The organism is Stieleria sedimenti, from assembly GCF_025060895.1.
GTDB lineage: Bacteria > Planctomycetota > Planctomycetia > Pirellulales > Pirellulaceae > Stieleria > Stieleria sedimenti.
This window is the reverse complement of record NZ_JANZKV010000187.1, coordinates 1-22,030: the sequence shown is the minus strand read 5'-3', so window position 1 is coordinate 22,030 and position 22,030 is coordinate 1. Positions and strand designations below refer to the sequence as shown.

The following is a 22,030-nucleotide window of genomic DNA, read 5'->3' as shown; positions in this document are numbered from 1 at the left end:
TTGATTTCAACAGGCATGTGATGTCGAGTCGTCCCTTCGCCCCCCAGGACTTTGGCGTCCTTCGAGTACGGAACAACCGTTTTCGAAGACACCGAGAACCCTGGAGCCCGATGTGGATCCTGGCCTGTGCGGTGTCGCTTTCGATCACCTTGCTGTGCGGTTTGGTCTGGTGGTTGACCATTCCCGATGTTGCCGAAGATCCAGCCCGGATCGCGACTCAACGGCCCGCCGGTCCGGGGCGTCCAGCCGCCGCGTTGCCGGGGCAACCCACACCCGATCCAACCCCACGCCAGCAGACGTCGCCCAACACGACGGGGCGGTTGCTCGCCGGTGTCGGCTCGAGATCCTTACAGCCTCGCCCGCTCGCCAACGCGGCGACGATGGTCACCGCTTCCGGGCTCGGCCGATCCGCTCCAGGCGACGTGCCCGATGTCCGCGAAATCTACGAAAGCTCCGATCCGATTCACGGCCACAATGCCGTCGACGACGATGTCTTTCGACAATTGATCGCGCTGAACATCAAACCCGCCAAACTCAGCTCGGACGAAGTCTTCCTGCGCCGACTTTATGTGGACGTCCTCGGAACCCTGCCCACGGTCGACGAGGCCAAGTCGTTCCTGGACAACCATCAGGAGAACAAACGACAAACGCTGATCGATGAATTGCTTCAGCGACCTGAATTCGCCGATTACTGGGCGATGAAATGGTGCGACGTCTTGCGGGTCAAGGCGGAATTTCCGATCAATCTGTGGCCCGGAGCGGCGCAGGCCTATCACCGTTGGATCCATTCGGCGATCAAGAACAACCTGCCCTATGACCGATTCGCACACGAGCTATTGACTGCGTCGGGAAGTAACTTTCGAACGCCACAGGTCAATTTTTATCGGGCGCTTCAGAGCAAGGAACCCGAGGCGATTTCGCACGTCGTCGCGTTGACGTTCCTCGGCGAACGCACCGACGGTTGGCCCGAAACGCGTCGCGTCGGCGTGGCGCAATTCTTCAGCAAGGTCGGGTACAAACCGACCGGCGAATGGAAAGAAGAGATCGTGTTCTTTGATCGACGCCGCAACGGAGCCGATCCCAATCGAGCCGTCGACGCAGTCTACCCCAGCGGTGTGTCGGTCCGCATTCCGCCGGATCAGGATCCACGCCAGGTGTTTGCCGATTGGCTGACCGACCGCCGCAACCCCTGGTTCGCCCGCGCGGTCACCAATCGCATCTGGCACTGGTTGCTCGGCCGCGGCATCGTCGACCCGCCCGATGACGTGCGGCATGACAACCCGCCCGTCAACCTGCCACTGCTCAACACGCTCGCTCGTGAACTGGTCGCATCGGACTATGACATGAAGCAGGTTTATCGCTTGATCCTCAACTCCAGTGCCTACCAACTCTCTTGCATTGCCGAATCGGATGATGATCGTGCGGCCGCGCACTTCGCCTATTACCCGACCCAACGACTCGACGCCGAGGTCCTGATTGACGCGATTTGCCAAATCACCGGCACGACCGAAACCTACATGAGCATCATTCCGGAACCCTTTACGTTCCTGCCCGAGGGTCACCGGGCAATTGTTCTACCCGATGGCAGCATCACCAGCAGCTTTCTGGAAATGTTCGGCCGCCCCGCGCGTGACACCGGCCTGTTGTCCGAACGCAACAACCGCCTGACGGCGTCGCAGGCGCTGCATCTGCTCAATTCCAATCACATCCGCAACAAGATCGAGCGTGGACCCGGAATCCAATCGTTGGTTCAACAGGGCCGCGATTCTTGGGACACCGCCGAGAGGATTTATTTGGCCATCCTGTCTCGAAGACCGACCGAAAATGAACTCAATACGGCTGCGGCGCTCTGTGACGATCCGCGTGGAGCCCGCGAGTTGGCTTGGGTCCTGATCAATAGTGATGAGTTTTTGTTCCGACATTGAAAGTGGGGTCAGCATCCGGCTTGCCGGGAGACTTGCATCGCAAGCTGGAAGCTTACGCCACGTTCGCAAGCTCGAAGCTTACGCCACGTTCGCAAGCTGGAAGCTTACGCCACTTGTAACCCTTGAGAATGACGATGAGACCGAGACGACGAAACGATCGCGGACGACTGAGCCGCCGACAGGTCGTGCACGGTGGCGCGATCAATGCCGCCGGTTTGATGATGGCGTCTCAATTGATCTCCGCACACCGATCCGCCGCAGACACGGTTGCGGCGGGGGCAACGCCCACGTCGGCCGACGTGGACTCGGCCGCTCGGCTGGAATCGGCCAAGGCCAAGGCGGTGATCCAAATCTGGTTGGCAGGCGGGCCGCCGCACACCGATACGTTTGATCCGAAGCCGGAATCGGGAAGCGACTACACCGGTCCGCTCGGCGGCACCAGTGCGACCAACGTCGCCGGCATCCACATCGGGGAACTGTTGACCGAACTCAGCAAGGTGGCGGACAAATACGCGTTGATTCGCAGCATGACCCACGGCGTCAATGGACACGAAACCGCATCCTACTTGACTCAAACCGGTCGAATGCCGGGGCGGCTGGTCTATCCCGCCGCGGGCGCCGTCGTCACCGCTTTCAAAGGATTTCCCGAACTCAAACCGGGTGAGAAAGAAAATTTGATCCCGCCGTATATCGTCCTGACCAGCCCGCAAGGTCGGTTCTCCGAAGCCGGGTTCATGGGGATCAAATACAAACCGTTTGCCACCGGTGGCGACCCGAACGCGGCGCGGTTCGCCGTCGAAGGCATCATCTCGCCCCATCTGTCCAAAGAGCAACAGCTGGAACGACGGCGATTGCTTGGCGAAATGAACTCGCTCGGCAGCGCGATCCCCGGCCGCCCCAGTTTGTCGATGGCGGCCCAAGCCCGGCAACACGCCTACGACTTGATCGTCGGCGATGCCGGAAATGTTTTTGATTTGAACACCGAACCGGATGAAATGCGGACGCGCTACGGCCGCACCAAGTTCGGCCAATCGTGTCTGGCGGCGCGGCGATTGATCGAAAACGGTTGCAAATTTGTGACGATCAATCACGGCGGTTGGGACACCCACAAAGATCATTTCCCGTCGATGCGTCGCAAGTTGCCTGAACTCGATCGCGGTTTGGGGACGCTGATCGCCGACCTGGACGACCGTGGAATGCTGGACAGCACGATCGTGTGGTGCATCGGCGAATTCGGACGCACGCCAAAGGTCGCTTCCGAATCACCCTGGAATGGTGGTCGCCATCACTTCGGCTCGGTGTTTTCATCGCTGGTCGCCGGGGGCGGATTTCAAGGCGGCCATGTCGTCGGGACCTCCGATGCACGGGGCGAAACGGTCCGGGATCGCCCGGTCTATCCCGGCGATCTGATCGGAACGATGTATGAATTACTGGGCATCGACCCCGAGGCCAGTTTGCCGCATCCGATGGGCGAATTCGTCCGGGCCACGCCCGGAGCGGACGAGGGCATGAAAAGCGGCGGACGACTCAAAGAAATCACCTGACAACCAAGTGGCGTAAGCTTCCAGCTTGCGATCCGTGGCGTAAGCTTCCAGCTTGCGATCCGTGGCGTAAGCTTCCAGCTTGCGATCCGTGGCGTAAGCTTCCAGCTTGCGATCCGTGGCGTAAGCTTCCAGCTTGCGATTCAACTGCAACGGCAAGCAGGATGCTTACCCCACCTGATGATCGAGACGCAACGATGAATCAACACCAACTTCCACGGTCTGCGTGTTACGCGGTGCTGTTCTTGTTCGCGGTGGCGTCTGCTCCGGCACCGGCGCAAAACCGCAGCAGAGCCCCACATCTGGCGTACGTTTTTCCGGCCGGATGCGAACGGGGCATGTCCTGTGAAGTCGTCGTCGGCGGACAATACTTGAAGGATGCCAGCGAAGTCTACGTTTCCGGCGAGGGCGTCAATGTGGAAATTCTTCGCTGGTACCGGCCGCTGACCGCGGGCGAGTACAACAACCTGAGCATGAAGTTTCGCGAGACGCGCGAACGCCTGATGGGTCAGGCGGTTTTGCGGGGCAGCAACAACAATCCGACCGACGAAGAGATCGCCGAGGCCGCAGGGATCACCGAAGAACAACTTCGCGAGATGGAGATCTATCGCAGGCGTGAACGCGATCCGAAACGTCAACCCAATGACCAACTGGAAGAAGAAGTCACGTTGCGGATCACCGCCTCGCTGGAAGCCGCGGTGGGAAAGCGGGAGTTGCGATTCCTGAGCGACAATGCGATCTCCAACCCGATCTGGTTCCATGTGGATCGCTGGATTGAGACGCGTGAGTCGGAGCCGAATGATCTGGTTGCCACGGAGGTGACGGGGCGTTTTCCGCTGGTGATCAACGGCCAGATCATGCCGGGGGACGTCGATCGATTTCGCATGGAAGCCGAGCAAGGGATGAAGCTGGTGGTCCACGTCGCCGCACGTGATGTGATCCCCTACCTCGCCGATGCCGTCCCCGGATGGTTTCAAGCAGTCGTACGGATGACGGACGAAGCCGGTGACGAAGTGAGTTTCGCCGATTCGTTTTATTACCGCCAAGACCCGTTGCTCTATTTTGAGGTTCCCCGAGACGGCCGTTACACGCTTGAAATCCGCGACGCGCTCTTTCGTGGCCGCGAGGACTTTGTGTACCGAATCACGGTGGGAGAGATACCGTTTGTCACCAGCGTTTTTCCGCTGGGCGCACGCGTGGAATCGGAATCAACAATCCAATTGCGAGGCTGGAACCTGACCCGAACGGAGCAGAAGATCCGAACCATGTCGCGCCAGCAGTATCGTCCCCGACGCTGGTACTCCTCCATCCAAGGCGATCACGCAGTGCGATTTCCGCTGCAAATTGACCATTGGCCGGAAGTGATGGAAGAAGCGACCAATAACGATCGAGAGACGGCACAGGAAATCACCACACGCATGACGGTCAACGGCCGCATCGATGAACCGGGTGACGTGGACGTTTATCGGATCAACGCCACCGGTCGGATCATCGCCGAAATCCACGCGCGCCGTCTGGGTTCGCCGCTCGATTCGATGTTGACGTTGACCGACGCCCAAGGAAACGAAGTCGCTTTCAATGATGACTACAACGACCTGTCGCAAGCGATGCTGACCCATCACGCCGATTCGCACCTGGAGGCTTCGGTCGGCTCGCGATCGGATTACTACCTGACCGTCACCGATGCGCAAGGCAACGGTGGTCCTGATTTCGGGTATCGACTTCATCTCCGACCACCGCAAGCCGACTATGAGCTCCGCGTGGTGCCCTCAAGCATCATCGCCCGCGCCGGACAGGTCGTGCCGATCAGCGTGTTCGCGCTGCGCAAAGACGGCTTCGACCAGGACATCGAACTGTCACTCGTTGATCCGCCGCCCGGATTCCGTCTCGATGGCGGCATGATCCCGGGCACATCCGATCAAATTCGGATGACGCTGACCGTTCCCCAGACGCCGAGTGAGACAGCGATCGCCCTGCAGATGGAAGGCACCGCACCGAGGCGATTGCGGAGCCGATCGAAAATCGTGCGCCCGGCGATTCCCGCGGAAAATATGATGCAAGCGTTCATCTGGTACCACTTGGTTCCGGTGGAAAACTGGAACGTGATGGTGAGCGGACGACCGGGGGCCGGCATGCCGCTGAAGATCGCGGTGCCCGAGGACGGGATCGAGCTGCCGCGTGACGGAGCGTTCTTGCTACGGGCCATGATCAATGCCCAACGGACGCCGGTCGATCAAATGCACGTCGAACTGTACGAAGCCCCAGAGGGAATCACCGCTTCGATCGTTCCGGATGCCGTCGGGGGCGCCGCGATCAAGTTTGAAGTGTCTGCCGAAAAGATCCAGCCGGGTGAGCGGGGGAATCTGTTGCTGAGTGTCTACAAGGAATTCACCCCCGAACCGACCGAAGACGACCCCGCCCCCAAACCCTGGCGTACCGACTATGGATTCCTGCCCGCGATGCCCTTTGAAGTGACGTCGCAACGGGGAAGTCGGTGACGCGAAAGACGGCAGAATGATACGGGGCAGAATGATGAAGGCGGAGAGCTGAGAGGCAAAACGATGGACGCAAGACGATCCGTGAAGGGCGGCAACGCCATCGCCGAATCGGTATGGAACACGGAAAACAACGGCGTCCAACCGTCGCCAGCATCGGAAAGATTCTCGGTCGCTCGGGCTCGATCGGCCAGGAGGGGGAACTGTGGGCGGCGTTCTTTTCGTGGATGGCTAAATGTAGCGGTGTGTCACCAAGACGGTTGGTTTGCCCGACGCGAGGAGCCAGCGGGTCTGCACCGAAAGCCAACAACAACTGAACGCAACGAGCGGCGGAGTAGTTGACGGCTTCGTGCAGCGCCGTCAATCCGTGCACACTGACCGCATTGACGTCCATCAAGGATTCACCCGCAGCATCTTTGAATCCCTCAGTCAAAAATAACTCCAACACTTCCCAGTGATCGTTGAACACGGCAGCGAACAGCGGAGTGTATCCCGGATTAAAGAACTCGATGTCCGAATCGTATTCATAGGATGAATATCGCAAGGGTTGCCAAAGCCGGTCGGCTGGAAAGTTGAGCATCAGGTAACGGCAATAGTCCACGTCACCGACAAGTGCCGCGTGATACAACGGGTGACCGTACTCATGGAATTGGCTGTAACCGCGACTGACATCGAACTGTTCGGGATACGCTTTTTCGATCCCCAAATCAAACAAGAGATCCGTCAATTCAGGGCTTCGATGTTCGACCATCACCAATCGAAGCAACGCCTCGTCTTTCGCCGGATCTTTCTCGAGCGTGGCACCGTTTTCGATCACATCGTGGCACAACTCGACGTTGCCGCTGCGAATGGCTGCCCGCAACATTGCATCGTTGTACGTCACCGGCGTTTGCGCATCGATCTGTTGTAGCAGATCATGATTTCCGTTTTCGATACTCTTCCAGCCACTGCTGATGTCGATTCTGCAACGTCCCCAAAATTTCTTGCTGACCGCTGCGGCGGGCGAGGTCGAGCAACAGCAGCCGCTCGACGTCGCCATGATCGTCTCGCTCAATGGCCTGGCGTAATTCCCGGGACCGCCGATCCTGGTCGAGCGGCAGGTGGTAGTCGGGGAACAGCGTTTTCAGTTCCCGCGTCTGCTGTTGCGAAAGTCCCCGCTCGAAATCGGTCAGGCGGCGACCGACCGGGCGAGCGTTCCACTCGGGCTGAACCGCTCTGTCGGGCCGATCGAAACGATTCCAGACGTCCACGGCAGCGAGCGTGACGATCACGACGGCGCAAGACAGAGCGAACGCTCGTTTCAAATTCATGGGAAATCGCACCGCGACGGACAGGAACCGGAAACCTGACAGGGCACATCGGTGATGGTTGCGATTGTATGAATCCAGATCATCCCAACGCCCTCTGGACGACGTCGACCAAATCGTGCGGCTGGACGGGTTTGTGAAGCACCTCGGTCACGCCAAGCTCGGTTGCGGTTCTGACGACCTGTTTGTCGGCGTTCCCGCTGATCACGATCACGGACAAATCAAGCTGGTTCCTTCTCAGCTGTCGCAAAAGATCCAGTCCGCCGATGCCCTGCAGTTGCACATCCAACAGCAGGCAACCGGGCTGCAATTCGTTGTAGTCGGCCAAGAAGTCTTCGGCGGAGTCGAAGGGTTTGACCGTCATCCCGAACGCGGTCAGCAAGGCACAAACCGAGCTGAGTGCCGACGGGTCATCATCGATGACGAAAACGGTGGGTGGGACGGCCATTTCAGCAAATCTCGTGAAGTGCGGGAAATCTGATACAGAACTCGGCCCCGGCCCCGTCCGCGTCCGATCGGATCTCCAAGTGGCCTTCATGCGCCGCGACGATCGTCTGGCTGATCGCCAACCCCATTCCCAATCCGTGTTCTTTTGTGGTGTAAAACGGTTCTTTGAGTTGATCCACCATGTCGGAGGAGATGCCGGGGCCGGAGTCTTTCACCGACACCGATGCGTCACCATCGAGCGTCGCACTACGGATCTGAACGTTGTTCTTGCCATTGACTTGACCGTCCATCGCTTCGAACGCGTTGCGGATCAGATTCACGAGCACTTGTTGAATCTGGATTGCGTCGCCCATCACCGGTGGAAGGGCAGCGTCGAGTTCCAGCGACACGGTGGCACCGAGACGCTTGGCTTCAAACGAGAGGAGTTTGGTGGTGTCGCGAATCAATTCGTTGAGATCGATCGGGCAGTAGTCCGATTCCGTGTTGGCAACAAAGCCTCGCACCCGTTTGATGATCTCTCCGGCACGGACGGCCTGTTCGGCGATCTGCCCCATGACGGATTGAACCTTCTCCTCCCAGCCGGGCTCACGTCTTCGCGAGAGGTGTTCGCAAGCGGCCGCGTAATTGGCGATCGCGTACAGGGGTTGATTGATTTCATGTGCGATTCCGGCCACCATTTCTCCCATGGTGGACAGTCGTGACACGTGTGCCAATTGCGTCTCGTTATTTCGAAGGCGTTCTTCGGCGCGGCGTCGTTCACTGACATCTTTGACGACGGTGCTCACGCCCCGCACCCGACCGGTATCATCTTTGAGCGGGTGGTAGCTGGCGAGAAAGAAAGACGACTGGCCGTGGCCGTCGACCGGGGGCCGTTCGACTTCAATGCTGCGTTTGGCCTGGCCGGTCTCGATCACTTCACGATACAGCGGTTCGATGCTGTCGGCGATGTCAGGCAAGACCTCACGTAGTGGCCGGCCGAGATGGGCTTCCACCGGCAACCCATTGATCCTGGCCAGTTCATCGTTGATCCGACGATACCGCAACTCCGTATCCATCATGCATAATCCGATCGGCGTGGTTCGATACAGATGTTCCAGCTCGGACAGTTTCTCCCGCACAAGCTTTTCGCTTTCGCTCAGTTTTGCTTCGATCTCCTTCTGCTCGGTGATATCGTTGCAGCAACCGATGATGCCGATCGGTCGACCGTCATCGGCGTTCATCAGCGACAGACGAAGCGAGACCAGGACCGCGCTGGCATCTTTGCGGCGCAATCGCATTTGCAGGTCGTCAGCTGAGCGTTCCGCTCTCGGCAGCATGACCTGTTCTTTCCAGGCGACCACGTTGTCGGGAAAGTACAGGAAATCGACGGAGCGGCCGATGGCTTCCTCGACCGAATATCCGAACAAGCGAGTCGCGGCACTGTTCCAGGTCTCGACATTGCCGTTCAGATCGGTTGAGATCACCGCATCATGGACATGTGCGAGAATCATCGCCTGTAAGCCCAGTGTTTGCTCGGCGATGTCGCGATCGACGACCATGCGATCGAGCGAACGGGCAAGCGCGGCGACTTCATCGCCACCGGAAATGCCGGTCCGCACCGTCAGGTTTCCCGCGCCGACCATGCGCGTCATTTCTTCCAATCGTTCCAAACGCTTGGCGATTCGAAAGTGAAAGAACAGGCCCAGCCCGATGGCGATCAGGCAACTCATCACCAGGGTTCCGACTGCCTGACGCGACACCGCGGTGGTCGCCCGTTGAATGGTCGGTCTGATGTCACGAAGCACGACGAACAGCCCCAAATGATCGGGGCGGATCCGATCCGTTTTGGCGCCCAGCACGACCGGGTGGATGCCGACGATGGTGTGCCCGTCGCCGAACGGAAGGGTACTGCTGATCTGCGACATACGGACACGTGCGAGGGCACCTGCATCCAGAATCGGTGACTCTCGATAGGGTTGCGATACGGACTCAGCAAACCGATGACCGACGTCGGCGCGTCGCATGGAGACGATGACGTCATTTTCTTCATCGATCAACACGGCAAACTTGACTTCGGGATCCGCACCCAGCGACGCGAGCGAATACTGCATCGTGGACAGCTCATTGCGCCGCGCAGCCCGCTCCAATGACCCCGCCAGTTGCGACATCGTCCGCCTCAAAACGATCACCGCCTCGCGATTGGTGCTGTTGACGATCTGCGAACGGTTGGAGAATAGGGACCAACCGGTATGCGCCAACACCATCACCATCAGACTCAGCGGCAACAGAATCCGCAACGGATATTGAATCGTTGAATCGACCTGCGATTGGAGTGGGCGTGTCGGAGTCGATCGATCGTTCATCGCGCCGACACCTCCATCAACGGCTCGGCCGAAATGCAATCGGAAAGAACCACCCCCTTTCCCAGCAACGCGTTGTCGACCATCACCGTGGATAAGCGACTCGCGTTTTCTTCCAACGGAGAGGGTTGCCCGCCGAGCAGCAACAGGTTTTCCTGCAAGTTCGGCGCATGCAACCCCCTTTGGCTCTGCTTGATCTGCTCAGTTGTCAGCTTGATCCTGTGTGACACGCGGCGAAGTGCTTCGTCGGGGTTTTGTTCGAGGTACTCGAGTGCCTTGAACCACCCTCGCAGGACCGTGATGAGGTGCGACTGATGTCGTTCCAGTGCGTCGGCACGGATGACCAGGACGTCGACGATTTCATTCGGCATTTCGGTACTGTCGAACAACTGGATCGCTCCCGCCGCCAGCAGCCGACTGCGGATGGGGTCAAACGTCACGACCGCGTCGATCTGTTGCGATAGAAAGGCGCGTTCGTGTTCGTCCGCTTCCACCGACACCATGGTCACATCCTGGACGGAGAGGTCAACCTTTTGCAGGGCCCGCATCAGCACAAATGCGCCCAACGCGGCGTTTTCCACCCCGACCTTGCGACCACGCAGATCGGCCAAATCCTGCATTTCGGGACGGGCAAGAATGGCGTCGCCGCCTTGTGAGATGTCCATCACCAGCACCACCCGCAGGTCCAGGCCGCGCTCTCTCAACAGCAAGACTTCATCGATCGTCAATGCGGCAGCCTGGATCGTATTGTCACGAAATTGGCGAATCACTTGACTCGAAGACGCGCACTCGACCAGGCGAACGGAATTTTCATCAAAATGACCGAGACCACGAGCCAGAAAAAGCGGTTCGTAACCCAACCACAAATTCGTGCCCAACAACAAGGGAGTTTCCGTTTCTCGTCTCCCGCTCCAATTCTCCAGCGTTTCGATTGCTAAGACGGCGAAAACACCCGCGGCCACGACCAAAGCAATCGATAGACGCTTCCTTGGCATCGATGGTGTCCTCCGGCACGGGTAGGTGTGCCACTTCGTTGTTGATCAAAACCACCACCACAAGTTTATCCGAATTTCCCGATCCCGTCTCAGAACATTTCATCAACCTCGCGACGTGATTCCGAATGAGACTGTCGATTGAATGGATGCTCCGATCCTCAACGCGATCCTGTTCGCCGCCAGCGCGTCAGCGAGCGCCGTGCTACTGGGGAAATGCCGCCGGCTCGGTGTCCTGATAGCCTTCGCCGTCGAGCGATTCCATGAACTTGACCAATTGGTTGACTTGCGCATCGGAAAAATCCAGTTGCTCGGCAAACCGTCGATCGATTTTGCGATCCAGGTAGGGATTGGGGGTTCCGCCCTTGCTGTAGAACCTGACGACCTCCTCAAGCGTTTTCATGGAGCCGTCGTGCATGTAGGGTGCGCGTTTGCTGACATCTCGGAGCGAAGGTGTTTTGAAGGCTCCTTTGTCTTGTTCCTCTTTCGTCACCGCGAATCGACCTTCATCGGCAAAGGTCTGTTTTTTTTCGTCCCAGCCGACGCCCAAATTGTGGAAGTCGCTGTCGGTCAGGTTGGGCCCCTTGTGGCAGTTGTTGCAAAACCCGTTGCCGAAAAACAGCGTGCGGCCCTTTTTGGCGTCTTCAGACAGTGCCGACTTGTCACCGGCGACGTAGCGATCCCAGGCGGAATTGCCGCTCATTCGAGTCCGCTCGTAGTCCGCAATCGCCTTGGTGATTCTTTCGATCGTTACCTCCGGGGTGCCGAACGATTCTTCAAAGTATTTCGCATAGCCCGGGATCGCCGCGATCTTGGCGACAACGACGCTGTGATCTTTCTGCCCCATTTCGATCGGGTTGGTCATCGGACCGCCGGCCTGTTCATCCAGTGATGCCGCCCGTCCGTCCCAAAAGAAATGGGGAAGCGTGGCCCATGCCTGGTTGGTGAACGAAGGTGCCTTGCGTCCACCCTTCTGGCCGCCGATTCCCGTCGAAACCGGAGTCGTTTCAGAGAACGCGTTTTCCGGTTTGTGGCACGTCGCGCACGCCACCGTGTTGTCGGCAGAAAGTCGTCTATCAAAAAACAGCCAACGCCCGAGTCGAACGGTCTGTGGAGTCGGTGGGTCCTCCAAGTCCAACAGGGTCGCGGGAGGATTCTTTTCACCGCCGATTCCCAAAGGAGGATCAGGAATGGGTAACAGGGGATTGGCGGCTTCCAAATCAACCGCTTCGACGGCATGCCCGTCCAAACAAGCCACCAAACCTCCAACCAAAAGAACAATGGCCAACCCGACGTTTTTCAATCCCAGCGGTTTCATCGCAGTGCTCCTCGCGGCAAGTGGTGAATCCTCGGCAGTATACCCCAACCACTCGACTGAAATCGATCACGCCGCCCGCCGGCAGACGTCAATTTAATTTTCCGCTTCGCCCGTCATCGGAACAAACATCACGGGGGCCACCTTGCGCCGAACAACCTCTCCATCGCTGTGCTTTTCAATCAGCATCAGCGATTGAAGCCGGTCGCCGACCGGGATCACCATCTTGCCGCCGGGGGCGAGCTGGTCGATCAGAGCAGGTGGAACGTGATCGGGGGCGGCGGCGACAACAATCGCGTCGAACGGAGCTCCACTCTGTAAACCGGCATAGCCATCACCGTGGTGGACACGGATGTTCTTGTAGCCGAGCGATTTCAATCGCTCGGCCGCATCTTTGGCCAACGACTCCACGATCTCGATGCTGTCGACGTGCTGGACCAGTTCCGCCAACACGGCCGCTTGATAGCCCGACCCGGTCCCGACATCCAACACTCGATCGTCCGCTTGCGGATCCACCAATTCGGTCATCAAGCCGACGATGTAGGGCTGGGAAATGGTTTGTTCGTTGCCGATCGGCAGAGGCGAATCATCGTAGGCCCGGTCTCGCAATCGCGTCGGTACAAATTGATGACGCGGGACGCGCCGAATCGCATCGAGCACACGTTCATTGTTGATACCGCGGGCGGCAAGCTGCCGAGCGACCATTTGGCCACGCAACAACGCATCGGAATCGTCCTGGTTCTCTCGATCGGTGTTGGTGGAGTCGCTTGGCACTGTCGTTCCCGATGGTCCGTCACAAGAGGTTGCAACACTCAGTAAGATCAACCCGATGACCGAAAGAGTTGCCAGGCCAAGCGGAGTCGTCGATGTCATCTGTCAATCCGAACAAGATTTACAATACCAGCAGACGCGCTGGCGAGTGAATGCGTCGCCCGTGACGCCCTCGAATGCGATCTGCGCAAACCATGACACAAAGCAGACTAACACAGCATTGGCAGCAGTGGCAACAATCGGGATCGAGGTCGGAATTCGAAATCCGCGATCGACCGGTTCTCTGTGTTTCACCACCGCCAGGGCGATACCGAAGGCCAGCCGGTTCGCCGACCCCGCCTTCCCGGCGATCTTGCCGACCAATGCATCGATCCCCGCCCCGAGGATGCACCGACGCCATCAAGTATGACAGCCGCTAAACCCAACGATCGTTTCAGCTCGCGTTGGGGCGATCGTTGATGGCCCAAGTTGAACACGCTTGAAACGCCCCGCCGCGAAAGGCCACTCGGGTTACCCGAGGTAACTCTTCAGCATCCAGACGGTTTTTTCGTGGACTTGCATCCGAGCGATCATCAAGTCTTCGGATTCGGAATCGTTTGCTTCGCCGGCGATGTCACGGGCCTTCTTCAGATCGCCGAGCAGTTTTTCGTTGGACTCGACAAGATGCTTGACCATCTGTTCGGCCGATGCGTCTTCGTCGATCTCTGCGATGCCCGCCATGTTCGCCAGATTGGCCAATCCACCGGGAGCCAACGCACCCTTGGCGCGAATCCGCTCGGCGATTTCGTCCACCGCGGCAAACAGTTCGGTGTATTGAAGCTCGAACGCGTTGTGCAGCGAAAAGAAACCGGGGCCGCGAACGTTCCAGTGACAAATGTGCGTTTGACCAATCAACGCGTACGAATCGGCAACGACCTGACGCAATGCATCAACAACAGAAGAACTCATTTTGGGTTTCCTTCACGAAAAACTGATAATCAACGCTGCATTATAGTGCCCTGCCAAGGCACGCGGCGAACACACATCGCGCAACGCAATTCGGACGCATCGATGCGTGGCGGTCTCGCAGCGACGACCGGTCGACGCTCCAATGACAGGCTGGAAGCCTATCCCACTCGCTAGATCCGACACTTATTTTCCGCTCGGCGTCGATTGGTCGAGAACGGACGAATCGTCGACACCCGTGATGTCTTGCAAGGCGGGAAATTTTGAGCGCCACCGCCGTGCCGCTTCGAGATCGATTTCGGTGATGATGACTTGCTCTTGGTCAGAGGCTTCAAAGAGCGGGTTTCCCATGTGATCGAAGGCACAGCTTCGGCCGTCGAACTTCAGCTTCGGTTCTTCGCCACAGCGATTCACTCCCACGACGGGCGCCAAATTTTCGATCGCTCGGGCTTGCAGAAGTCGCACCCAGTGTTCGCTGCGGACGGCGGGCCAGCAGGCGATCACGGTGATCAGTTCTGCGCCGCGGAGGATCGCCGGCCGAAAGATTTCGGGAAAGCGGAGGTCGTAGCAGATGAAGGGAGTGATCTTGACGCCCTGCCATTGAAACACGACCGGAGACGTGCCGGCGGTGTAATGGTTGGCTTCACCGGTAAACGAAAACGGATGCATTTTTTGATAGCGTGCCAACTGTGTCCCGTCGGGGGCGAAGACCACGCATTGATTGCTTGAGCGACCTTCTCTGACGGGGCTCGCAACGCCGCCCATCATGGCGACATCGTACTGTCGCGCCAGATCTCGCAGCAACGCTTCGCCTTCGCGGGCTTCGCTTTGTGCGGTCACCTGCACGTTCATGCTGAATCCCGTTTCAAACATCTCCGGGACGATCACCAGCGCGCCCGGCTGGATCTTGGCGGCTGAGAGCAAGTCGCGAAGACGCTGGTGATTGGCGGCTTTGTCTTCCCAAGCCATGTTCAATTGGACGGCGGCAATCTGCATCGTTGGTAACCGGTTCATGAAAGAAGTGTGGCGAGGCCGTCGCGGAGACGCCCCACGCCTTCGCTGACGGATGCCGGATCGAGCGCCCCATACGAAAGACGCAGGGTGCAGCTTTTCGACTCACCAAATGCGCTGCCCGGCAAGACGGCGACTCCGAATTGTCGAATCAGTGTTTCCACCAATGCCATGTCGGACTGATCGGTCTGTAATTGGAACAAGACATAAAACGCGCCTTGAGGAACCGCGAACTGAACTCGGTCCCCGAGCTCGGACAACGTTTGCAGCGTCGCATCGCGGACGGCGGTCAATCCGGTGATTTGCGTTCGGCACCACTGCGATCCGACGTGCAGCGCCGCGGCTGCGGCGACCTGGCAGATGACCGGGGGACAGATCAAATTGGTGTCTTGGATCTTTTTGATTCCCACCAGCAGATGATTCGGGACGACCGAGTAGCCGATCCGCCAGCCCGCCATCCCATAGGCCTTGGAAAGTGAGAACAGCGAAATTGTGTGTTCGCTCGCGCCGATGGCGGATCCGGGCGAATAGTGTCGCACACCGTCGTGCGTGAAGTACTCGTAGGCCTCGTCTGAAAGATGGTACAGCCCGCGGGCGGCACACATCAGGTTGATCTCCGCGAGATCGTCTTTTGAATAAACCGCTCCCGTCGGATTGTTGGGTGAAACAGTGACGACGGCTTTGGTGCGTGGTGTGATCGCCTGGGCGATCGCATCGAGGTCGGGTTGGTTTTCGCGATCGGTCGGAACGACGACGGGGCGGCAACCGGCGATCTCGATTGCCATGTGATGATTGAAGTAATACGGGCCCAACAAGATGATCTCGTCACCGATCTCGGCGATCGCCAGGATGGCATGGAGGAAACCCATGTTGGAACCGGCCGTGCAGACGACGGACGATTGATCGGCGATCGGATCGATTTCGTTTTCGGCGATCAGTTTCTTTTCGATCGCTTCGATCAGCGGGTCATTTCCGGCGACCGGTCCATAACGATCCAAACCGCGACCGGGATGGGCGGATTCGGCAACCGCCCGAAACACTTCCTGCGGCGGCGCGTAGTGCACCACGCCCTGGCCCAGCGAAATGGTTCCGGGATGTTCGCTCGTCCATCGTCCCACGATCGGAATGACGGGGTCTTGTACTTGTTGAATTCGATTGGCGATCACTGCAGCTCGAGTCCTGAGTCCGGTCAATCCTTATCCGCTCGAAGCACCGAGACGAAGGCTTTTTGGGGGATGTTGACGCTGCCGAATTGCTTCATTTTCGCCTTACCCTTCTTTTGTTTTTCGAGCAATTTCTTTTTTCGAGTCACGTCGCCGCCGTACAGTTTTGCGGTCACGTCTTTTCGATACGGCTGAATCGTCGCTCGGGCGATGATCGTACCGCCGATCGCGCCTTGGATGGGGATTTTGAATTGGTGGCGTGGGATCGCTTCGGCAAGCTGCTCGCAATAATGCAGGGCACGTGCCCGCGCCTTGTCTCGGTGAACCAGGTAGGCCAACGCGTCGATCGGTTCTTTGTTGACCAGGATATCGACTTTCACAACGTCGGTCTTTCGATACTCGATCTGCTCGTAGTCAAACGATCCGTAGCCCCGTGTGATCATCTTGAGTTTGCCGTAGAAATCGAACAGGACCTCACCGAGCGGCATCTCGCTGGACACTTCGATTCGACCCGCCGACAGATAGTTCATCGTCTGGCTTTCCGAGCGATGTTCTCGGCACAACTCCATCACCGGTCCGACGAACTCTTCCGGCGTCAGGATCGAAGCCTTGATGTAGGGTTCGGTTGCCGAGTCGATATTGGTCGGGTCGGGCCAATAGGAAGGGTTGTCGACGTCGATGGTCGATCCGTCCTTGAGCTTTAGGTTGTATTTGACCGAAGGCGCCGAGATGACCAAGCCGATGTCAAACTCGCGCTGCAATCGCTCTTGGATCACATCCAAGTGAAGCAACCCGAGAAAGCCACAGCGGAACCCAAACCCGAGTGCAGCCGAGGAGTCTTTCTCGAAGGTCAGCGCCGCATCGTTGATCGCCAGTTTGTCGAGCGCCTTGGTTAAATCCTGGTACTCATCGGTGCTCATCGGGTAGACCGACGAAAAGACGACGGGTTTGGCCGGTTGATAGCCCGGGATGGGGTCGGTCGCGGGACGATCGAGCAGGGTGATGGTGTCGCCGATCTCGATGTCCTGAACACTCTTCACGCCGGCGACGATGTAGCCGACTTCGCCGGCGGAAAGTTGTTTGCGGGGATTCAGTTTGAATTGGTTGTATCCCAGTTCGTCGACCTTGTAGTCACGACCGCCGTGCATGAAGTGAATCGTCTGCCCCGATTTCAACGTCCCGTCCATCACGCGGCACTGCAAGATGACTCCGCGGTACTTGTCAAAATGGGCGTCAAAGACCAACGCTTTGAGCGGCGCGTCGGGATCACCTTTGGGCGGCGGCAAATGCTCGACGATGCCCGCCAGGACGTCGCCGATGCCTTGGCCGGTCTTGGCCGACACCGGGATCGCCGCAAACGGATCGAGCCCCAAGTCGGCGTCGATCTCCTCACGGACGCGGTCGACATCCGCCGCCGGCAGATCGATCTTGTTGATCACCGGCAGCAGTTCCAGATCGTATTCCATCGCCAGATAGAGGTTGGCCACCGTTTGCGCTTCGACACCCTGCGACGCATCGACGACCATCAACGCCCCCTCGCAGGCCATCAACGATCGCCGGACTTCATGTGAAAAATCCACGTGGCCGGGAGTGTCGATCAGGTTCAATTGATACTCCTGACCGTCCGGCGCGATGTAGGCAAGCGTGATCGTGTTGCTCTTGATCGTGATGCCACGCTCCCGCTCGATATCCATCGAGTCGAGCATCTGGTCGTGGAACTCACGCTGGGTGACGCCGCCGCAAGCCTGGATCAAGCGGTCGGCCAAGGTCGACTTTCCATGATCGATGTGGGCGATGATGCAGAAGTTCCGAATTTGTTTCATGCGCCGGGGTCTTGCGACAAAGAAGCGAGAGTAACGTTCACGCTTTAGATCCTAGTGGATCGGGGCGACAACCAACAGGGATTCGATGCCTGCTTTGCCACCGAAGGGCTTGTGCTCGACCGCCAATCGAAAACACCCCGTTGGGTGTCTCTGTCGGTGGCATTGGGCTCGCGGCCTGTCGATTTAATCCGATCACACATTTGATCCGAACACACATTTAATCCGATCACACATGGGATCAGCCGTTTCGCGCTCACGTACGGGCCTGGAGCACGAAGAAAACACACCAGGGCCCGTAGCTCGCGCCAAACGGCTGATTCAATCGACCGACCGCTGGCGAGTTCCGCTACCCCCGATAGCGTTGCCGACCACGCGTCACTTCGTCTTGATCCAATCGAGTGTCCAGTGTCGATCGCTGGTCATGCGGACCGCTTCGGAGGGCACACCGAAACCGGCCAGAATGTCCGCCGCCTCGTCAGCGGTCAACGCCGCGTGCAGGGATTGTCGCAGCAATTGCCGACCGTAGTCCGATTCCCCGGCGGCGTGCAGATCGACCAGCCCCTCGACATCGGCTTCGCTGGCCGGCCGGGCAAGATCACGTAGAAACAAGCGTCCACCCGGCGCCAGGATTCGGATCGCCTGGGCAATCACGCGTTCCGGCTCGGCGACGTGGTGCAGCATCGTGTTGGAAATCACGGTGTCGGCGGAATCGTCTTGGAACCCGTCGAGCACCTTGCAATCGGCGTGCTCCAAGAACACGCGTCCGGTGACCGAACCGAGCTCGATCTCGATGCGGGCGGCCTCCAACATTTCGACCGAACAATCGACCCCCAGGACCTCAATCTCACTGAGACGCTGGCACAGCAAAACGGGGATGGCCGCCGTCCCGCAGCCCAGATCCACGACTTTAGGGCCGACCGTGCCCCCGGCGATCAAGTCGTCGACAAAGGCGCCGTTGACACCCTCGTGATCCATTTGCTGGTACTCCTGGACCTCCGATTCATTATCCATGGGCTCCGGTTCGAGGGTTCGAAGCAGGGGCGACCGGCCGGGCTGCTGGGGTGTGTTCAACGTGATACTCGCGAGAATAAACTGCATTTTGAGGGTAAAGCTACGTGACTTTACGCGTTGCATAAGGTTACAGAAATTGCCCTGCCGTAAAAATCCGCTTAACAGTCACCATTTTCGCTGGTTCATGGACTACAACGATCGTTGTTGGAAAACCGCCTGGACCGATTTCACGGGATAACTAGCCTAGGGTGGCGACGGGGGTGTGCTTGGTGCGCCTCGCTCGATCAACTGAAGCAACCACGAGTCAATAACCTGAACCAAAGCGCCACGGGATGGGCGCCGCCGACAACACGTTTTCCACAACATCGCCGTTTATGGATGAGGGCGATGTGACACGAGCTTGGACTTTGCCGTGCTAGCCACGCTGATCAATCGTTTGCAGTCTCGAAACTCCGTCCTTCGGGATGGTGATTCGCTGCTGCTGACACGAACGGAATTCAATCGGGAAGTATCGCGCGAACGCATCCGAGCGACGCGACGGTCGATTCCGTTTTGCATTGTCACGATCGACGTGGCGGGCGGGCGGCAGCTGCAATCGCGTCGGCGGGCATTGATTCGCATCTTGCACCGAAACGTTCGCCTGACCGACCAGAAAGCCGAGCTGGGAAATGATCGCTTCGCCGTCTTGCTGGTCGATACCCCCGAAATGGGCGGACGATCCGTTTTGGATCGACTCGCCGGCTTGTGCGAAACGCGGAAGATCAATGCGACGCTTTCAGTAAGCGTGCATGACCCCGAAGGCTTTGACCCCGATCGCGATGTCGCTCTGCCCACCGGCGCCGGCAAACGACGCCGCGAGGATGCCACGGAATCGAACTGGCTGCGTGTCGATCGAAGCTCGAGCGACACGCTCGGCCTGGCCGTCCAGCAGCGTCCCGCCATTTGCCAACAGACGGCACGCTCCCCTGAGATCACGTCTCGCGATGAGGACGCGACCGCAATAGCGACCGGGACGGCAACGGCGACCGGGACGGCAACGGCGACCGGGACGGCAACGGCGACCGGGACGGCACGCAGTTCGAAGCACAGCGCCTTTAAGACCCGCGAAGCTCTCCTCAGCGATCGACCGCTGGCGAGGCGTTTGACCAAGCGCGCGATTGATCTTGCCGGGGCTTCGATCGGTCTGGTCCTGGTCAGCCCGGTGTTGGTCGTGGCGGCCGTGGCGGTCAAGCTGACCAGCCCCGGACCGGCATTTTTCAAGCAGACCCGCGAGGGGATGGGGGGAAAGCCGTTCACGATCTACAAAATGCGAACGATGGAGGTGGACGCCGAAAGCAAACAATCGGCGCTTCGTCAGAAAAGCCACCGCGACGGCCCGGCGTTCAAGATCAAGCACGATCCCCGCGTCACGCCGATCGGGCACCTGTTGAGAAAGACGTGCATCGACGAGCTGCCCCAGTTCATCAACGTGCTGCGTGGCGACATGTCGCTCGTCGGGCCGCGGCCGCTGCCCTGGCATGAAAGTCGCGCCTGCAATCACTGGCAACGCCGCCGTTTGGACGTGCCGCCGGGCATGACGTGTTATTGGCAAGTCGACAAGGCCGCGGCGGAAACGTTCGATGACTGGATGCGGATGGACTTGCAGTACGTCGACCGCAACGATCTGTGGAGCGATCTGTGGCTGATCGCTCGCACCGCGTTGGTGCCATTGACCGGACGCGGGGGGGAGTAGCTCCATCGGTACCGCGGCGCGATGAGGCGTCCGAGCGGAAAACACGCATGAACGCATCTGCTAGAAAAGACGCACGCCCCCCGGCCAGCCTGTCGGTCGACTTCGACAACAAGTGGGCCTACCTCCGCGCCGCCGGCCGCCAAGACTGGGAATCGACATCCAGCTACCTGCCGATTGCCGCCGAGCGGATGGTGGACCTTCTCGGTGAACTCGATTTACCGTTGACCGTGTTTGTCGTCGGCCGCGACCTCCGCTGTGCGCGGGACACCGCGGCGGTCGATTCGTTCAAGACGTTGAAATCGGTCGAGTTCGCAAATCACTCGATGAATCATCTGCCGTGGATGCACACCATGGATCGCGAAGAAATCTTCGCGGAAATCGCTGGGACACACCAGGCCATCGCGTCCTCGCTGGGTGTTCAGCCACGGGGGTTTCGTGGACCGGGGTTCTCGTGTCCCGATGATGTCCTGCAAGTTTTGGCGAAGCTGGATTACGCCTATGACGCTTCCGTTTTCCCGACATCCGTCGCGCCGATCGCCCGGGCGGTCTTTCTGGCACGAACCAAGCTCAAGGGCGAGCAAAAAGAAAAAGCCAAGCAGCTCTATGGCGGATTCGCCGCGATGCGGAATCCGAATCGCCCTTTCTGTCGCACGGTCGATGCGAGTCAGTTGTGGGAGATTCCGGTGACCGTGATGCCGTTGACCCGCACGCCGATTCACTTCAGCTACTTCCTGTTCTTGGCCGGTGTTTCGAAACTGGCGGCCAAATCCTACCTCCGCAATGCGTTGCGGTTGTGCCGATGGACGGGCACCACGCCTTCGTTGTTGCTGCATCCCCCCGATGTTCTGGGGTGTGAAGATGATCCCGACATGGCCTACTTCCCCGGCATGAAAATGCCTCGGGCGGAAAAGCTCGAACTGGTTCGCTGGGCACTGCAACGTTACGGCCGAACCTTCAACGTGCAAACCATGATCCAGCAAGTGCGATCGCTCGACGCCCAGGCGGTAGCGTGTCGGACACGAATGGCACAAGCGTAAGTGTTGGTATTGGGCTTTAGCCGCCCACGGTCGCTGCGTCGCAGCGACCGTGGATCGCCTAAAGGCCAATACCGCTAAGTTAACATGAATGAGGGGGCCCGGACGCTGGCGCGAACCGGCTGATGTCAAACGAATATCAGCCGTTTGGCGCGAGCCTACGGGCCCTCATCTGAAGA

Annotated in this window: 18 protein-coding genes; 5 read left to right on the top strand and 13 right to left on the bottom strand. The window is 58.8% G+C overall.

The genetic code is table 11. The annotated features are described in order from the left end of the window. Nucleotides 1-110: 110 nt before the first annotated feature. The 3 genes from NZK35_RS23645 (at nucleotide 111) to NZK35_RS23635 (ending at nucleotide 5,964) form a co-directional block, all read left to right on the top strand. Complete coding sequence (locus NZK35_RS23645; protein ID WP_259634993.1) at nucleotides 111-1,925, top strand: DUF1553 domain-containing protein; 1,815 nt, start codon at nucleotides 111-113, stop codon at nucleotides 1,923-1,925. Nucleotides 1,926-2,059: 134 nt separating this feature from the next. Beyond that, nucleotides 2,060-3,469, top strand: coding sequence for a DUF1501 domain-containing protein (locus tag NZK35_RS23640; protein ID WP_259634992.1), 1,410 nt, complete (start codon nucleotides 2,060-2,062; stop codon nucleotides 3,467-3,469). A gap of 194 nt (nucleotides 3,470-3,663) precedes the next feature. Continuing rightward, on the top strand, nucleotides 3,664-5,964 hold the full coding sequence (locus NZK35_RS23635; protein ID WP_259634991.1) for a peptidase: 2,301 nt from the start codon (nucleotides 3,664-3,666) through the stop codon (nucleotides 5,962-5,964). Here the strand turns inward: NZK35_RS23635 and NZK35_RS23630 are convergent. The 13 genes from NZK35_RS23630 to NZK35_RS23570 all read right to left on the bottom strand — a co-directional run bounded on the left by NZK35_RS23630 (nucleotide 5,855) and on the right by NZK35_RS23570 (nucleotide 19,085). Continuing rightward, nucleotides 5,855-6,826: an ankyrin repeat domain-containing protein gene (locus NZK35_RS23630; RefSeq protein WP_259634990.1), complete on the bottom strand. Its 972-nt coding sequence runs from the start codon at nucleotides 6,824-6,826 to the stop codon at nucleotides 5,855-5,857. The genes NZK35_RS23635 and NZK35_RS23630 overlap by 110 nt on opposite strands. A 49-nt stretch (nucleotides 6,827-6,875) precedes the next feature. Next, nucleotides 6,876-7,271, bottom strand: a complete 396-nt coding sequence (locus NZK35_RS23625) for a hypothetical protein (protein ID WP_259634989.1) — start codon at nucleotides 7,269-7,271, stop codon at nucleotides 6,876-6,878. 79 nt (nucleotides 7,272-7,350) lie between these two features. After that, nucleotides 7,351-7,716, bottom strand: coding sequence for a response regulator transcription factor (locus NZK35_RS23620; protein ID WP_259634988.1), 366 nt, complete (start codon nucleotides 7,714-7,716; stop codon nucleotides 7,351-7,353). Nucleotide 7,717: 1 nt separating this feature from the next. Next, nucleotides 7,718-10,057 carry a PAS domain S-box protein gene (locus NZK35_RS23615; RefSeq protein WP_259634987.1) on the bottom strand — a complete coding sequence of 780 codons (2,340 nt, stop codon included), beginning with the start codon at nucleotides 10,055-10,057 and terminating at the stop codon, nucleotides 7,718-7,720. Then, the gene (locus NZK35_RS23610) at nucleotides 10,054-11,049 is read right to left on the bottom strand and encodes an ABC transporter substrate-binding protein (protein WP_259634986.1); all 996 of its coding nucleotides are present in this window, start codon (nucleotides 11,047-11,049) and stop codon (nucleotides 10,054-10,056) included. Before NZK35_RS23610 ends, NZK35_RS23615 begins: the two co-directional genes overlap by 4 nt. 202 nt (nucleotides 11,050-11,251) lie before the next feature. Then, nucleotides 11,252-12,364 carry a cytochrome-c peroxidase gene (locus tag NZK35_RS23605; protein WP_259634985.1) on the bottom strand — a complete coding sequence of 371 codons (1,113 nt, stop codon included), beginning with the start codon at nucleotides 12,362-12,364 and terminating at the stop codon, nucleotides 11,252-11,254. Nucleotides 12,365-12,457: 93 nt separating this feature from the next. Further along, nucleotides 12,458-13,234, bottom strand: coding sequence for a protein-L-isoaspartate(D-aspartate) O-methyltransferase (locus NZK35_RS23600; RefSeq protein ID WP_259634984.1), 777 nt, complete (start codon nucleotides 13,232-13,234; stop codon nucleotides 12,458-12,460). A gap of 3 nt (nucleotides 13,235-13,237) precedes the next feature. Further along, nucleotides 13,238-13,495, bottom strand: a complete 258-nt coding sequence (locus NZK35_RS23595; protein ID WP_259634983.1) for a hypothetical protein — start codon at nucleotides 13,493-13,495, stop codon at nucleotides 13,238-13,240. A 147-nt stretch (nucleotides 13,496-13,642) separates the two neighbouring features. Further along, a complete protein-coding gene (locus tag NZK35_RS23590; RefSeq protein ID WP_259634982.1) occupies nucleotides 13,643-14,080 on the bottom strand; it encodes a Dps family protein in 438 nt (145 codons plus the stop codon). Between the two features lie 183 nt (nucleotides 14,081-14,263). Beyond that, the gene (locus NZK35_RS23585; protein ID WP_259634981.1) at nucleotides 14,264-15,091 is read right to left on the bottom strand and encodes a nitrilase-related carbon-nitrogen hydrolase; all 828 of its coding nucleotides are present in this window, start codon (nucleotides 15,089-15,091) and stop codon (nucleotides 14,264-14,266) included. Beyond that, the gene (locus NZK35_RS23580) at nucleotides 15,088-16,254 is read right to left on the bottom strand and encodes a pyridoxal phosphate-dependent aminotransferase (protein ID WP_259634980.1); all 1,167 of its coding nucleotides are present in this window, start codon (nucleotides 16,252-16,254) and stop codon (nucleotides 15,088-15,090) included. The genes NZK35_RS23585 and NZK35_RS23580 overlap by 4 nt, the downstream gene beginning before the upstream one ends. A gap of 23 nt (nucleotides 16,255-16,277) precedes the next feature. Continuing rightward, nucleotides 16,278-18,074 (bottom strand): translation elongation factor 4, encoded by a 1,797-nt coding sequence (lepA, locus tag NZK35_RS23575; RefSeq protein ID WP_259634979.1) that lies wholly within the window; start codon nucleotides 18,072-18,074, stop codon nucleotides 16,278-16,280. 375 nt (nucleotides 18,075-18,449) lie between these two features. Then, nucleotides 18,450-19,085 carry a class I SAM-dependent methyltransferase gene (locus tag NZK35_RS23570; RefSeq protein WP_259634978.1) on the bottom strand — a complete coding sequence of 212 codons (636 nt, stop codon included), beginning with the start codon at nucleotides 19,083-19,085 and terminating at the stop codon, nucleotides 18,450-18,452. A 412-nt stretch (nucleotides 19,086-19,497) separates the two neighbouring features. Here NZK35_RS23570 and NZK35_RS23565 point away from each other — a divergent pair, with 412 nt between their 5' ends. Then, nucleotides 19,498-20,817, top strand: a complete 1,320-nt coding sequence (locus NZK35_RS23565) for a sugar transferase (protein ID WP_259634977.1) — start codon at nucleotides 19,498-19,500, stop codon at nucleotides 20,815-20,817. Nucleotides 20,818-20,864: 47 nt separating this feature from the next. Beyond that, nucleotides 20,865-21,854, top strand: a complete 990-nt coding sequence (locus NZK35_RS23560; protein WP_259634976.1) for a polysaccharide deacetylase family protein — start codon at nucleotides 20,865-20,867, stop codon at nucleotides 21,852-21,854. The last annotated feature ends 176 nt before the right edge of the window (nucleotides 21,855-22,030 follow it).